Here is a 14,834-nt window from a genome sequence, read left to right on the forward strand (position 1 = left end):
TGTGACCCGGACCGCTTGCACGAAAGTGTCCGGTTCCCTAGCTTTTCAGGACAGATTGTTGCGTTGCGGAACGAATTCCGCCGGGTTTGAGTCAATCCCGTTGACCATTCTCGTTGGTCCCATTGCCGGCGGTCCTGCCGGAAGAGGAGCTGAAATGTCCGTTGCTGCGCAGACGATACGCCCGCCGTCCAGGACACTGATGTTCCTGGAAGGCCGCGCCATTCATGAGCTCGGCGCCTTTCTTGGTGCATTGCCGCTGCTCAGCCTCGCGCCGCGCGGCGATGGGCATCCGGTGCTGGTGCTGCCGGGGCTGATCGCTTCCGACATGTCGACCCGGCCGCTGCGCGACTTTCTCAGGAGCAAGGGCTACGCCGTCAGCGGCTGGCGCCAGGGCCGCAATCTCGGGCTTCGCGCCGGCGTGCAGGACGGGATGGTCGAGCTGCTGCAGGAGATGAATGAAACCACCGGCCGCAAGGTCTCGGTGGTCGGCTGGAGCCTCGGCGGCCTCTATGCGCGCCAGCTCGCCAAGATGATGCCGGAGCGCGTGCGCCAGGTGATCACGCTCGGCAGCCCGTTTGCCGCCGGCCCGAAGTCGACCAACGCCTGGCGCGTCTATGAGATGGCCAGCGGGCGTCGTGCCGACGAGGAGGACCAGCGTTTCGGCGGCTCGCTCGCCAGCGCGCCGCCGGTGCCGACCACCGCGATCTTCAGCCGCACCGACGGCGTCTGCGCCTGGCAGGGCTGCCGCGAGCAGGCCTCGTCGATGACCGACAGCATCGAGGTCGAGAGCAGCCATTGCGGCATGGGTCATCACCCGGCCGTGGTCTACGCGGTCGCCGATCGCCTCGCGCAGAAGGATGGCGAGTGGGCGCCGTTCGATCGCAGCGGCTGGCGCAGCATCGTCTATCCGGATCCCAATCGCTGACATGTCTCTTCCTTGCCTCGCCCCGCTTGCGGGGAGAGGCCGGATCGCATGAAGCGCAGCGCAATGCGATCCGGGTGAGGGGAGTCTCCACGAGCGCAACTCGCACCGTGATTGCGGAGAGCCCCCTCATCCCGAGCTTCTCCCCGCACGCGGGAGAAGGAGAAGACCCTGCATTGTCGTGAATCGACAAAACGCGCTATGCGTTGGGCATGTCACAGCCGCTTGCCCGCATCGTCGATCAGCTGAAGCGCGAGCCGTCACGCACCGGCTCGATCATCATCACCGTGTTCGGCGATTCCATCGTGCCGCGCGGCGGCTCGGTGTGGCTCGGCACGCTGCTGGAATTCTTCAAGTTCCTCGACATCGACGGCAATGTGGTGCGCACCGCGATGTCGCGGCTCGCCGCCGATGGTTGGCTCGAGCGCAACAAGGTCGGCCGCAACAGTTTTTATCGGCTGAACGCCAAGGGCCGGCAGACCTTCGACACCGCGACCCGGCACATCTACGATCCGCCGCCGTCGGACTGGACCGGCCGCTTCGAGCTGCTGTTGATCGGCAATGCCGAGGACCGCGACGCCGCGCGCGAGGCGTTGAAGAATGCCGGCTTCGGCACCCCGCTGCCCGGCGTATGGGTCGCGCCGTCGGGCGTGCCGATCCCCGATGAAGCGTCGCGCGCGATCCGGCTCGAAGTCTCCGCGGAAGATGACAGCGGCGGCCGGCTGCTCAGCGAGAGCTGGCCGCTCGACCGCACCGCGGACGCCTATCTGAAGTTCATGAAGACCTTCGAGCCGCTGCGCGGCTCGATCATCCGCGGCGAGACGCTGAGCGACGCCGACGCCTTCACCGCGCGCATACTCTTGATCCACCATTACCGCCGCGTCGTGCTGCGCGATCCGCTGCTGCCGTATCCGCTGCTGCCGAAGGATTGGCCGGGCAGGGCGGCGCGCAAACTCTGCGGCGAGATCTATCGCGGGCTGCTTTCGCCGTCGGAACAGTGGCTTGACGACCACGCAACCAACGAGGACGGGCCGCTGCCGAAGTCCAATGGGGCGGTGGCGCGCCGTTTCGAGGGCGTCTGAACATATTACAAAAACTTCTTGCATTTGGAAATTTATGTTATATATTCCTGCCTAACAACACATTGGGAGGTCGGCCATGTATACGCAGGCGCTCAACTCATCCGACGGCGACGATCGCGGCGTGGAGGATGTCGCCCGTGCCAGTCAGTTCCAGGCCCGCATCGATGCCGACGAGCGCATCGAGCCGAACGACTGGATGCCCGCCGCCTACCGCAAGACGCTGACGCGGCAGATTTCCCAACACGCCCATTCCGAAATCGTCGGCATGCTCCCCGAGGGCAACTGGATCACCCGCGCGCCGTCGCTGCGCCGCAAGGCTGCGCTGCTCGCCAAGGTGCAGGACGAATGCGGCCACGGCCTCTATCTCTATGCCGCCGCCGAGACGCTCGGCACCTCGCGCGAGGAGCTGGTCGACGCGATGCTCTCGGGCAAGGCGAAATATTCCTCGATCTTCAATTATCCGACGCTGACCTGGGCCGACATCGGCGCCATCGGCTGGCTGGTCGACGGCGCCGCGATCATGAACCAGATCCCGCTGTGCCGCTGCTCCTACGGCCCCTATGCGCGGGCGATGATCCGCGTGTGCAAGGAGGAATCGTTCCACCAGCGCCAGGGTTTTGAGATTATGGTGACCCTGTGTCGCGGCACCGCGGAGCAGAAGGCGATGGCGCAGAACGCGCTCGAGCGCTGGTGGTGGCCGGTGCTGATGATGTTCGGTCCGCCGGACCAGGTCAGCCAGCACAGCGACACCTCGACCAAATGGAAGATCAAGCGCTTCTCCAACGACGAGCTGCGCCAGAAATTCATCGACGCCACCGTCCCGCAGGCCGAATTCCTGGGCCTGACGATCCCCGATCCCGGCATGAAGCAGAACGCAAACGGCAATTGGGAACACAGCCCGATCGACTGGGACGAGTTCAAGCAGGTGCTGGCAGGCAACGGCCCCTGCAACCGCGATCGTCTCGCCGCGCGCCGCAAGGCGCATGAGGAGGGTGCCTGGGTGCGCGAGGCCGCGATGGCCTATGCCGAGAAGCGCAAGAGCCGTCAGCTCGCGCAAGCCGCAGAATAAGGGAGCGCCGCCATGGCCACGCCGAACGTTCCGCTCTGGGAAGTCTTCATCCGCAGCCGCAATGGCCTGGCGCACAAGCATGTCGGCTCGCTGCATGCGGCCGACGCGACGCTCGCCCTGCAGGCCGCGCGCGACATCTACACCCGCCGCGGCGAGGGGCTGTCGATCTGGGTGGTGCCCTCGAACGCGATCACCGCGTCCGATCCGTCCGAGAAGGGCATGATGTTCGAGCCGGCGGAATCCAAGATCTACCGTCACCCGACCTTTTACGACGTCCCCGACGAAGTCGGGCACATGTGAATTTCACCCGTCATGGTGAGGAGGCGCGCAGCGCCGTCTCGAACCATGACGCCCGATCGTAACCGCGGCCATCCTTCGAGACGCCTGCTGCGCAGGCTCCTCAGGATGACGTCGAGCAAGTGGATGCAGGTGGAATAGAGAACATGGCAACCGCCAACATCGAAGTCTCCGAAACGCCGCTGGTGCTCTACGCGCTGCGCCGCGCCGACGACGCGCTGATCCTCGGCCATCGGCTGTCCGAATGGTGCGGCCATGCGCCTGCGATGGAAGAGGACATGGCGCTCGCCAATATGGGGCTCGACCTGCTCGGTCAGGCCCGTGAGCTCTACACCTACGCGGCCAAGGTCGAAGGCCGAGGCAACGACGAAGACAAGTTCGCCTATCTGCGCGACGTCAGGCAGTACCGCAACCTGCTGCTGGTCGAGCAGCCGAACGGCGACTTTGCCCGCACCATGGTGCGGCAGTTCTTCTACGCGGCATTTGCCGATCTCTACTGGCGCGCCATGATGGCCTCGTCCGATCCGACGTTTGCCGCGATCGCGGCGAAGTCGGAGAAGGAGAGTGCCTATCATGTCAGACATTCGTCGGAATGGATCGTTCGCCTCGGCGACGGCACCGAGGAGAGCCATCGCCGCGCGCAGGACGCCATTGACGATCTCTGGGCCTATACCGGCGAGATGTTCGCGGTGGACGACGGCGAGCGCGGCCTGATCGATGCCGGCATTGCGATCGACCCGGCGGCGCTGCGGCCGCGCTGGCTGAAGCCGGTCACTGGTATTGTGAACGAAGCGACGCTGGCGCTGCCCTCAGGCAACTGGATGCAGCAGGGCGGCCGCAGTGGCAGCCACAGCGAACATCTCGGCCATCTCCTCAGCGAGCTGCAATCGATGCAGCGGACCTTTCCGGGGGCAACATGGTGACCGTTGCGCTCAGCGATGCCGATCTGCGCCGGCGCGCCTGGAGCGCGGCCGCGCAGGTGGTCGATCCCGAGATCCCGGTGCTGACCATCGCCGATCTCGGCGTGCTGCGCGACGTCGCGGTCCACGACGGTTATGTCGAGGTCGCGATCACGCCGACCTATTCCGGCTGTCCCGCCATGAACATGATCGCACTCGAGATCGAGCTCGCTCTGGCGCGTGAAGGCATTCATGGGCCGAAGGTCCGTACCGTGCTGTCGCCGGCCTGGACCACCGACTGGATGAGCGAGGACGGCCGCCGCAAGCTGAAGGAGTACGGCATCGCGCCGCCGCTGCCGGGCTCCTCGCGCCGCGCGCTGTTCGGCGAGCAGGCGGTCGCGTGCCCGCAGTGTGGCTCGGGAGATACCGAGCTGCTGTCCGAATTCGGCTCGACGTCCTGCAAGGCGCTGTGGCGTTGCAGGAGCTGCCGTGAACCCTTCGACTACTTCAAGTGTCATTGACCATGTCGACACCACGATTCCACCGCCTGTCCGTCAGCGATCTGCGCCGCGAAGCGTCGGACGCGATCTCGATGACTTTTGCGATCCCCGACGATCTGCAAGGCGACTACCGTTTTACGCCGGGCCAGTATCTGACGCTGCGCACCACGATGGATGGCGAGGAGGTTCGCCGCTCCTATTCGATCTGCTCCGGTCCCGACGACGGCGAATTGCGCATCGCGGTGAAGAAGGTCGACGGCGGCGCGTTCTCGAACTGGGCGGCCGAGGAATTGAAGACCGGCGACGAGCTCGACGTGATGACGCCGACCGGCCGTTTCGGCGTCGCCCACGCGCCGGGCGAGGCGCGGACCTATGTCGGCTTCGCCGCCGGCAGCGGCATCACGCCGATCCTCTCGATCATCAAGGGCGTGCTGGCGCGCGAGCCGGACAGCCGCTTCTTCCTGTTCTACGGCAACCGTTCGACTGAGGGCGTCATGTTCCGCGAGGCGCTGGAGGAGCTGAAGGACCGCTTCATGCAGCGGCTCTCGGTATTCCACGTCATCTCGGGCGAGGAGCAGGACATTCCGATCCTGCACGGCCGGCTCGACGGCGAGAAGGTACGGGTGCTGCTGCGCTCGCTGGTGCCGGCCGAGACGGTCGATCACGTCTTCGTCTGCGGTCCGGCCGCGATGAGCGAGACCATCGAGGCCACCTGCCGCGAGATCGGCATCGCCGACGAGCGCATCCATGTCGAACGCTTCGTGTCGGAATTCGGCGGCAAGCCGCGGGCGAAGGTCGTCGTTCCGGCCGGCGCGCCGCCGAAGGCGATTGCCGGGCTGATCATCGACGGCAAGCGCCGCGAGGTCCCGGTGGCCGACGGCGAGTCGATCCTCGACGCTGCGCTGCGGGCCGGCATGGACCTGCCGTTTGCCTGCAAGGGCGGCATGTGCTCGACCTGCCGCGCCAAGCTGGTCGAAGGCGAGGCGCCGATGGACCTGAACTATTCGCTGGAGCCGTGGGAGCTGAAGGCGGGGTTCATCCTCACCTGTCAGGCCAAGCCGTGCTCTGAGAAGGTCGTGGTCGACTACGACCACGTCTGAGATTGTCGTCATTCCGGGTTCGCTGCTGCGCATCGCCCCGGAATGACGGAAGTAGCGTTGACGCCTCGTGCGTCGCGCTTGAAATTGAAGTTCGGCACAAGAGGCCCTCCGCAACGGGCCCGCGCACAGGGAGTTCGATGTGAACGTGAAGGCCACGCTATCGCCCGAGGACGTTGCCCGCGCCTGCGCGGACGCGATGTGGAAGGAAGACGACGCCAGCAAGGGCCTCGGCATGGAGCTCGTCGAGATCAGGCCAGGGCAGGCGGTGATGGCGATGACGGTGCAGCCGCACATGGTCAACGGCCAGCGCATCTGTCATGGCGGCTACATCTTCACGCTGGCCGATTCAGCCTTCGCCTTTGCCTGCAACAGCCGCAACGATCGCGCGGTGGCGGCGCAGGGCAACGTCACTTTCATCCGGCCCGGCAAGCTTGGCGACCGCCTGGTGGCGACCGCGCGCGAGATCTCGCGCAATGGCCGCTCGGGAATCTACGACGTGAGCGTGACCTCCGGCGACAGCGTGATCGCCGAATTCCGCGGGCATTCGCGCGTGATAGCGGGCACCTGGCTGCCCGACACGGACATCAAGGCATAAAGGCTTCAGGGGAAACGTCGATGGCAACGGCAAAGCTCAAGGTCAAGGACAGCGGTTATCACGCCGAGCTCGATGCGGCCGAGCGCGCCTCGCGCGACGAGATCATGGCGCTGCAGACCAGGCGGCTGGCCTGGTCGCTCAAGCATGCCTATGACAATGTCGCGCACTACAGGAAGGCGTTCGATGCCGCCGGCGTGCAGCCGTCCGACTTCAGGCAGCTTCCCGATCTCGCCAAATTTCCGTTCACGGTGAAGACGGATCTGCGCGACAATTATCCCTTCAACATGTTCGCGGTGCCGCGCGAACAATTGGTGCGGGTCCATGCGTCCTCCGGCACGACCGGCAAGCCGATCGTGGTCGGCTATACCAAAGCCGATATTGACACCTGGGCGGACGTGATGGCGCGCTCGATCCGCGCCGCCGGCGGCCGCACCGGCATGCTGATGCACAATGCCTATGGCTATGGCCTGTTCACCGGCGGCCTCGGCGCGCATTACGGCGCCGAGCGGCTCGGCTGCACGGTGATCCCGATCTCCGGCGGCATGACCGAGCGGCAGGTGCAGCTCATCAACGACTTCCGGCCCGACATCATCACGGTGACGCCGAGCTACATGCTGGCGATCCTCGACGAGTTCAAGCGACAGGGCCTCGACCCGCGCAAATCGTCGCTCAAGTTCGGCATCTTCGGCGCCGAGCCCTGGACCAATGCGATGCGCGTCGAGATCGAGCAGGCGTTCGACATGGACGCCACCGACATCTATGGCTTGTCGGAGGTGATCGGTCCCGGCGTCGCGCAGGAATGCGTGGAGACCAAGGACGGCCTGCACATCTGGGAGGACCACTTCTATCCGGAGGTGATCGATCCCCTGACCGGCAAGGTGCTGCCCGACGGCGAGAAGGGCGAGTTGGTGTTCACCTCGCTGACTAAGGAAGCCTTTCCGATCATCCGCTACCGCACCCGCGACCTGACGCGGCTGTTGCACGGCACGGCGCGGCCCGGCATGCGGCGGATGGAGAAGGTGACCGGCCGCTCCGACGACATGATCATCCTGCGCGGCGTCAACGTGTTCCCGACCCAGATCGAGGAAGCGCTGCTGGCGACCGACTGGTGCGGCGGTCACTTTGTCATCGAGCTGACCCGTGAGGGCCGCATGGACGAGATGACGGTGCTCGCCGAAGCCCGGCCGGAGAGCTGGGACGGCGAGGGGCTGACTGCACACGCCGAGAAGGTCTCCGCCTTCATCAAGAACACGATCGGCATCTCCACCCGCGTCCGCGTCGTTGCGCCCGAGACGCTGGAGCGTTCGCTCGGCAAGGCGAAACGTGTTTACGACAAGCGGCCGAAAGAATAGCCTAATCCCTGCAATTCAACAGGGCGCAGGGTATGGCCGACACCAATGAAACGACCGCTGCGGAGATCCTGGCTGATATCCGCGCCGGCAAGGTAACGGCGGTCAGTGTCGTCGAGGCCGCGCTCGATCGTGCGGAGCGGCTCAAGCACCTCAACGCCTTCATCGTGCTGAACCGCGACGGCGCGCTGGCCGCGGCGCGCGAGGTCGATGCCGGGACGCGGACCGGCGTGCTGGCCGGGCTTCCGATCGTCGTGAAGGACAATATCAACACATCAGAACTGCCGACATCGGGCGGCACGCCGGCGCTGCAACACGCGCGGCCTGCGCGCAATGCGCCGTCGCTGCAAAAGCTGCTCGATGCGGGTGCCGTCGTCATCGGCAAGACCAATCTGCACGAGCTTGCCTTCGGCATCACCAGTACCAATCTCGCACCGTTCGCAGGACCGGTGCGGAATCCATACGACACCAGCCGGATCCCGGGCGGGTCGTCCGGCGGAACGTCGGCGGCGATCGCCGCGCGCATCGCCACCTGTGGCCTCGGATCGGACACCGGCGGCTCGACCCGCGTGCCCGCGGCGTTGACCGGGACCGTGGGCCTTCGGCCTTCAGTCGGCGATGGCGGCGCCGAGCGGCGTTATCACGATGACAACCAGGTGGTTCCGATCAGCCATACCCGCGACACCGTCGGCCCGATGGGACGCACCGTCGCCGATGTCGCGCTGCTCGATGCCGTGATGACAGGCACGCCGCTGGCAACGAGCATCCCGCTACGCGGCGTGCGTCTCGGCATTCCCGCCTGTTTCTGGAGCGGCCTCGATCGCGATGTCGAAGCCGTCGCCCGCGCAGCCTGCGCCCGGCTCTCGGCGGCCGGCGCGGTGCTGGTCGATGTCGACATGCCCGATCTGTTTGAGCAGAACGGCAAGGTGTCGTTTGTGGTCGCGTTGCACGAGCCGATCGCCGATATCCCGGCCTGGCTCGCCGCCTCCGGGATTGAAGGGATCACGCTGTCCGACATCGCGGCCGGCGTCGCCAGTCCTGATGTCGTCGGCGCATTCGGTGCCATCACTACGGACGCCTTCGGTGCCGCCTATGATGATGCAATCAAAGTGCAGCGGCCGGTGCTGCAGGCGATCTATGCCACCTACATCAGGGACAACGGGCTGGATGCGATCCTGTTTCCGACCACGATCGCGCCTGCACCGGTCATCGACGAAAACAACGGATCCGGCGAGATGTCGGTCAATGGCGGCGCGCAGGTGCCGACCTTCGGCACCTTGATCCGCAACACCGATCCCGGCAGCAATGCTGGCCTTCCCGGGCTGTCGCTCTATGCCGGCTGACGTCCGATGGCCTGCCGGTTGGGCTCGAGCTCGACGGTCCGGTCGGCAGCGATGCAAGGCTGCTCGGGCTCGGCCTGTCGATCGAGGCGATCCTGGGCACGGCCCCGCCGCCGAAGCTCTGACTCGGCCGGCCGCAACAAGCCCCTTGAATTGATCGGTCAGTCGATTAGTCATGGCCCGAGGCCATCCGGCCGCCACCATCCGCGTGCCTTGCGGCGCGCTCCATGACCGAGACTGGAACGCTGATGCCGCCGGCCCCGCAAGCAAACCGTCATCCTGTCGACGCGCGCTGCGTCCGCCTGCTGACGAAGGCGGAGAACGCGGCGGCGGTGGCGCCAGCGGTCGAGACCCTTGCGTTGTCGCGCGCGGCGGACGATCTGCTCATCGAGGTGAGGGCCGCCGCGGTCAATCCGTCCGACGTCAAGGCCGCGACCGGGCTGATGCCCTATGCCATATTCCCGCGTACCCCGGGCCGCGACTACGCCGGTGTCGTAATCGATGGTCCCGCTGAATTCATCGGGCGTGAGGTGTTCGGCTCGTCCGGCGACCTCGGCATCCGCCGCGACGGCACCCATGCCACGCATCTGGTGGTCGAGCGCGATGCCGTGGTGGAAAAACCCGCGGGCATTTCCTGGGACGAAGCCGCCGGGATCGGCGTGCCCTTCGTCACCGCGATGGAGGGCCTGCGCCGCGCCGGCCTGCCGAAGGCGGGCGAGACCGTGCTCGTGATGGGCGTCAACGGCAAGGTCGGGCAGGCCGCGGTGCAGATCGCGAGCTGGCACGGCGCGCGCGTGATCGGCGTGGTGCGCAAGAGCGAGCCCTATGAAGGCCACAGCAATTCGCCGGTCGAGGTGATCGACGCCTCGACCACCGACGTCGCCGCTCGCGTGCGCGAGCTGACCGGCGGCAAGGGCGCCAACATCGTCTACAACACGGTCGGCGATCCCTATTTCCAGGCCGCGCACAAGTCGCTGGCGCTGCGCGGCCGCCAGATCCTGATCGCGGCGGTCGACCGCATCGTGCAGTTCAACATCCTCGAATTCTACCGCGGCCAGCACACCTATGTCGGCATCGACACGCTTGCGCTGTCGTCGGTTGCGACCGGCGAGGTGTTGCGCGAGCTCGCGCCGGGCTTTGCCGGCGGACATCTGAAGCCATTCCCGATCAAGCCGAGCGCGATCTACCCGCTGGAACAGGCCAAGGCGGCGTTTGTTGCCGTGGCAGGCTCGTCGCGCGACCGCGTGATTTTGCGACCCTAGTTCACCGTCATTGCGAGGAGCGAAGCGACGAAGCAATCCATTTCTCTCCAGCGTGATAGTATGGATTGCTTCGCGTCGCTCGCAATGACGAACGTAATTGAAGGACTATTATGGACCCCGCCACGATCGTCATCATTGCCGCCCTGACCATCGGCCTCATCTATGGCTCGGTCGCGCTGCTCAGCGGCTTCTGCATGATGAGCGGCCTGCGCGGCTGGTGGGCGGAGGGCGACGGCCGCCTGGCGCGCACCTATGCGCTGGCGATGGGCGTCGCGATCGCGGCCTCGCAGCTGTTGGCGGCGGCAGGCCTCGTCGATCTCGGCAAGTCGATCTATCTGCAACCGTCCTTCTCGGCGCCGGTGATGTTCCTCGGCGGGCTCCTGTTCGGCTACGGTATGGTGCTGTCGAATGGCTGCGGCTCGCGGGCGCTGGTGCTGCTCGGGCGCGGCAATCTGCGCTCCTTCGTGGTCGTGATCGTGCTCGGCATTTTCGCCGAGATGACGCTGAAGGGCCTGATCGCCCCGGCGCGGATCGCGATGGTGCAGGCGTCACAGGCCACAGTGTCAGCCAATTCGGTGCCGGCGCTATTGGCGGACATCGGCCTCGGCGCGGTGCCGGCGCGGATGGTGGCGGCCTCGGTTCTCGCAGCCCTCTTGATTATTTTCGCCTTTGCCCATGCGCCATTCCGCAAGTCACCGGGCCAGATCGCGGCCGGCCTGATCGTCGGCCTGCTGGTGGCGGGGGGCTGGTACGCGACCGGCTATCTCGGCGCCGATGATTTCAATCCGGTGCCGGTGACGTCGCTGACCTTCATCGCGCCGATCGCCGACGCCCTGCAATACGTCATGCTGTCGACCGGCTCGACGCTCAATTTCGGCATCGTCACCGTGTTCGGCGTGTTCGCCGGCAGCCTGATCACGGCCATCGCCACCGGGCGCTTCCAGCTCGAAGGCTACCGGTCGCCGCAGCATATGCTGCGCTCGGCGAGCGGCGCCGCGTTGATGGGCGCGGGCGGCGTGATGGCGTTCGGCTGCTCGGTCGGGCAGGGGCTGACTGGGCTGTCGACGCTCTCGCTGTCGTCCCTCATCGCGATCGCCGGCATCATGCTCGGCACCGGCGCCGGCCTGCGCGGGAGCTTGCGGGTCAGGCCGCTTGCGACGGCCTAGGCGTGTACTCATAACCGTCGGCTTCCCGTCATAAAGCGGAAGTTGCCCGGTTCGGTAGTTATCGGCGGCTTATGGCCCCTCAGCAGACATTCCGTTCGTGCCGATGCTCCGTTTTGGAGATAATATGCAGCATTGCGACGCGAGGGAAGAGAATGAATGAAGATCAAACCATTCGAGCGGCTTTGGATCATCACTGGGCAGCCTCAGATGCAAATGACTTCGAGGCGGAGCATGAGATTTACCGTGATGATGCCGTGCTTGAGTACCCTCAATCCGGGGAGAGAATCCGCGGTCGACGCAATATTCAAGCGTCTCGTTTTGCGCAGCCGAACAAGAAGCGCTTTACGGTGCGACGCATACTCGGCGCTGCCGACCTTTGGGTTACTGAATTTGTCCTCACATACGACGGCTTGCCATCTTACACGGTGAGCATCATGGAATTCAGAGGCGGGAAGGTCGTTCGTGAAACCCAGTACTTCGGTGATCCCTTTGAGCCGGGGCCGTCGCGCGCCCAATGGATCGAGCCAATACGTTGAGATGTCTTTGCATTCAATCTCACCACCGCAGCGTGCTCCGGCTCATCATTCTCGTGCGTTGCCTGCCAATGCCGACGAGGTGATCGAGTAGGATGGTCATCGCACGCATGAGTCCGGGATGGCCCTAAGCTGATGGTCTGCATGATCCCCGAGAGGTTGGCTCTTCGAGGGTAACCGGAAGTCCCTCGCGCTTTTATCGAAGTTGAGTGCGGCTGCCTCTCACCCTACTCTCGCCCGGCCGGTTATCGGCGAGCTGGAGGAAATCATGAGAACTCAATACTTGATGGCATTGTCACTGCTCAGCGGCATCGCAATCGGCGGGTTCGCGTTCCAAGGTTTGCACGCTCAAACCAAGCTGAAGGCCTACAGTATCGGTGAGATCGAACCAATTGCTGGTGCAACTGTTTCGCCCGCTTATATCGAGGCAGCGAGAAGGGCACTGGCCGAGGCCGGTGGCCGCTCAATGGGGACTTTGAAAGGCAGAGTTTTCCACGCGGAGGGCGGGCCTGCTCCAATCAGTGTGGCCATGACCGAGTGGGATAGCGCAGATGCCGCCATAGCATTTTTCCAGTCCAAGGTCTGGCAGGACCTTGCACCTGAGGGCGCGAAAACCGCGAAAACGATACGGCGATACATCGTGGAAGTTGAGAAGTGACCACCAACTTTGGTCACATGACTAGGCCGCCTCAGTTGGCGGCCTAATTCATGTGTGCCGAGTATGAACGACAGCTTGGAGGTGGAAGTCCTCTATCCAGCCTGATGACGGCGAAGGATTAGCGAAGCGCAAGGGCGTCATCGCGAGGTGGGGTCTGAAGACAGCGTGGAGCAAAGCCGCGGCTCGATGGACAATTACCGGATAACGAGGCCTACCCGGCCGGACGAGCGAGCATGTGATCGCGAAGTCCATAGTCATCAAGGGTCGGGGTGGTAAATCCGGCGAGCGTGCGGTGAAGGCGGTCGGTCTTACCTCGGGAGGTCTGTGCTGTGTCCCGGTAACGGGACTGAGGTCGTCGTAAGGCGACTTGACCGCAGCGCAGAAGTCAGCAGCGGGCATAGTAGGCGGTGGCGTGCCGTCGAAGGCCCAAACGGTGGAAGTGGCCAGTAGAACGGTGATCTCGCGCGAGCCATGCGGCAGAAGAATCAGGTCGAGCTGAACTTGGGCACCGGAGCGAAGGGTGAAGCCCCGAACGCCGCCGCCCAAGAGTCCGAAGCGCGCGCGGCGGCCACCGCCCTCGAACGCCCGGCGGCCGCAGGGCCGTCGATGGAAGCGGTAATCGAGCGTGAGAACCTGAAGACGGCGTTGGCGCAAGTGACGCGCAACAAGGGCGCGGCGGGCGTCGATGGGATGACCGTCGATGAGTTGCCGGCCCACCTGAAGGAGCACTGGCTAGCGATCCGAGCCCAGTTGCTTGAGGGCACCTACAAGCCGCAGCCGGTGCGGCGGGTGGAGATACCGAAGACGTCGGGCGGCCTGCGGCCGCTCGGCATCCCGACGGTGCTCGACCGCTTGATCCAGCAGGCGGTGATGCAGGTGCTGCAGGCGGATTGGGACGGGACGTTCTCCGAGACCAGCTTCGGCTTCCGGCCGGGGCGCTCGGCGCATCAGGCGGTGGAACGGGCGCAGACGTACATTGCGGCCGGCCGCAGCTTCGTGGTGGACATCGACCTGGAGAAGTTCTTCGACCGGGTCAACCACGACATCCTGATGAGGCTCGTTGCCAAGCGGGTGACTGACAAGCGCCTCCTGAAGCTGATCCGCGGATTCCTGAATGCGGGTGTGCTGGAGAGAGGGCTGGTCAGTCCGACGGAAGAGGGTACGCCGCAGGGCGGTCCGCTCTCGCCGCTATTGTCGAACCTGATGCTGGATGTGCTGGACAGGGAACTGGAAAGACGCGGCCATCGCTTCGTGCGCTACGCCGATGACTGCAACATCTATGTGCGCAGTCGGAAGGCGGGCGAGCGGGTGCTGGCGGGCATCGAACGGTTCCTCGAAAAGCGCCTCAAGCTCAAGGTCAACAAAGCCAAGAGCGCGGTCGCCAAACCGAGCGTTCGCAAGTTCTTGGGCTTCAGCTTTATCGGTGGGAAAGAACCGCGTCGGCGCATCGCGCCGCAGGCACTTGCCCGCTTCAAGGCGAAGGTCCGAGGACTGACACGACGCACCTGCGGCCGAAGCCTCGCGCAGATTGCCAAGGAACTATCGCGCTATCTGATCGGATGGCGCGGCTACTTCGGCATCTGCCAAACCCCGTCGGTGTTGCGCACACTTGACGAATGGCTCAGGCGGCGGTTGCGCGCCATCGCCTGGAAACAATGGAAGCGCGGTGACACTCGCTTTGCCGAGCTGCGACGCTGCGGCGTCGGCCGGGATCTGGCGGCACAAACCGCCGGCAGCCCGCATGGCCCTTGGCGGCTCGCGAACAGCCCCGCGCTCACCATCGCCATGCCAATCGCGTTCTTCAGGGCACTCGGCTTGGCTTCCGTCGCGGCACAGCAGCCCGCATAATCCACCGAACCGCCGGATACGGACCCGTATGTCCGGTGGTGTGGGAGTTGCGCCTTGCAAGCGCGTTGAAGTCTGCCGTCTGAGATGACGGCCGCGGCAAAGCCTAGCGAGCAGCCGCGAACCGAGTCTTGCGTGGCGTCCGGTAACGGCCGTTGCGAAGCGTAGACAGGGAGGTTGTAGGCCGGAATGAAGTGAACGGGAAAATAGCCCCGAA

The 14,834-nt window shown here is 65.0% G+C and carries 15 protein-coding genes; all 15 read left to right on the forward strand.

From position 1 onward, the window contains the following. Positions 1–154 precede the first annotated feature (154 nt). The 15 genes from ACVMDN_RS09100 (at position 155) to ltrA (ending at position 14,620) form a co-directional block, all read left to right on the forward strand. Positions 155–925: an esterase/lipase family protein gene (locus ACVMDN_RS09100; RefSeq protein ID WP_456835310.1), complete on the forward strand. Its 771-nt coding sequence runs from the start codon at positions 155–157 to the stop codon at positions 923–925. A 209-nt stretch (positions 926–1,134) separates the two neighbouring features. Further along, a complete protein-coding gene (gene paaX / locus ACVMDN_RS09105) occupies positions 1,135–2,004 on the forward strand; it encodes a phenylacetic acid degradation operon negative regulatory protein PaaX (RefSeq protein ID WP_456835309.1) in 870 nt (289 codons plus the stop codon). A 76-nt stretch (positions 2,005–2,080) separates the two neighbouring features. After that, positions 2,081–3,073, forward strand: coding sequence for a 1,2-phenylacetyl-CoA epoxidase subunit PaaA (gene paaA / locus ACVMDN_RS09110; RefSeq protein ID WP_456835308.1), 993 nt, complete (start codon positions 2,081–2,083; stop codon positions 3,071–3,073). Between the two features lie 12 nt (positions 3,074–3,085). After that, positions 3,086–3,373: a 1,2-phenylacetyl-CoA epoxidase subunit PaaB gene (paaB, locus tag ACVMDN_RS09115; RefSeq protein ID WP_016842890.1), complete on the forward strand. Its 288-nt coding sequence runs from the start codon at positions 3,086–3,088 to the stop codon at positions 3,371–3,373. A 143-nt stretch (positions 3,374–3,516) separates the two neighbouring features. Further along, positions 3,517–4,293 carry a 1,2-phenylacetyl-CoA epoxidase subunit PaaC gene (gene paaC / locus ACVMDN_RS09120; RefSeq protein WP_456835307.1) on the forward strand — a complete coding sequence of 259 codons (777 nt, stop codon included), beginning with the start codon at positions 3,517–3,519 and terminating at the stop codon, positions 4,291–4,293. Beyond that, positions 4,287–4,790 carry a 1,2-phenylacetyl-CoA epoxidase subunit PaaD gene (gene paaD, locus ACVMDN_RS09125; protein ID WP_057017626.1) on the forward strand — a complete coding sequence of 168 codons (504 nt, stop codon included), beginning with the start codon at positions 4,287–4,289 and terminating at the stop codon, positions 4,788–4,790. The genes paaC and paaD overlap by 7 nt, the downstream gene beginning before the upstream one ends. A gap of 2 nt (positions 4,791–4,792) precedes the next feature. Then, entirely contained in the window at positions 4,793–5,869 is a 1,077-nt protein-coding gene (gene paaE / locus ACVMDN_RS09130) for a 1,2-phenylacetyl-CoA epoxidase subunit PaaE (RefSeq protein WP_057017627.1), read from the forward strand. Between the two features lie 139 nt (positions 5,870–6,008). Beyond that, positions 6,009–6,464 carry a hydroxyphenylacetyl-CoA thioesterase PaaI gene (gene paaI, locus ACVMDN_RS09135; protein ID WP_057017660.1) on the forward strand — a complete coding sequence of 152 codons (456 nt, stop codon included), beginning with the start codon at positions 6,009–6,011 and terminating at the stop codon, positions 6,462–6,464. Positions 6,465–6,484: 20 nt separating this feature from the next. After that, entirely contained in the window at positions 6,485–7,816 is a 1,332-nt protein-coding gene (paaK, locus tag ACVMDN_RS09140; protein ID WP_057017628.1) for a phenylacetate--CoA ligase PaaK, read from the forward strand. Between the two features lie 32 nt (positions 7,817–7,848). Then, the gene (locus ACVMDN_RS09145; protein ID WP_456835306.1) at positions 7,849–9,156 is read left to right on the forward strand and encodes an amidase family protein; all 1,308 of its coding nucleotides are present in this window, start codon (positions 7,849–7,851) and stop codon (positions 9,154–9,156) included. Between the two features lie 224 nt (positions 9,157–9,380). Next, positions 9,381–10,415 (forward strand): quinone oxidoreductase family protein, encoded by a 1,035-nt coding sequence (locus ACVMDN_RS09150; protein WP_410469807.1) that lies wholly within the window; start codon positions 9,381–9,383, stop codon positions 10,413–10,415. Positions 10,416–10,525: 110 nt separating this feature from the next. Next, on the forward strand, positions 10,526–11,581 hold the full coding sequence (locus ACVMDN_RS09155) for a YeeE/YedE family protein (RefSeq protein ID WP_057017630.1): 1,056 nt from the start codon (positions 10,526–10,528) through the stop codon (positions 11,579–11,581). A gap of 152 nt (positions 11,582–11,733) precedes the next feature. Further along, the gene (locus tag ACVMDN_RS09160) at positions 11,734–12,117 is read left to right on the forward strand and encodes a nuclear transport factor 2 family protein (RefSeq protein WP_057017631.1); all 384 of its coding nucleotides are present in this window, start codon (positions 11,734–11,736) and stop codon (positions 12,115–12,117) included. A 265-nt stretch (positions 12,118–12,382) separates the two neighbouring features. Continuing rightward, positions 12,383–12,772, forward strand: coding sequence for a DUF1330 domain-containing protein (locus ACVMDN_RS09165; protein ID WP_156436242.1), 390 nt, complete (start codon positions 12,383–12,385; stop codon positions 12,770–12,772). Between the two features lie 471 nt (positions 12,773–13,243). After that, positions 13,244–14,620, forward strand: coding sequence for a group II intron reverse transcriptase/maturase (gene ltrA / locus ACVMDN_RS09170; RefSeq protein WP_456835305.1), 1,377 nt, complete (start codon positions 13,244–13,246; stop codon positions 14,618–14,620). Positions 14,621–14,834 lie beyond the last annotated feature (214 nt).

The sequence above is a fragment of the Bradyrhizobium sp. USDA 4510 genome, assembly GCF_054059095.1.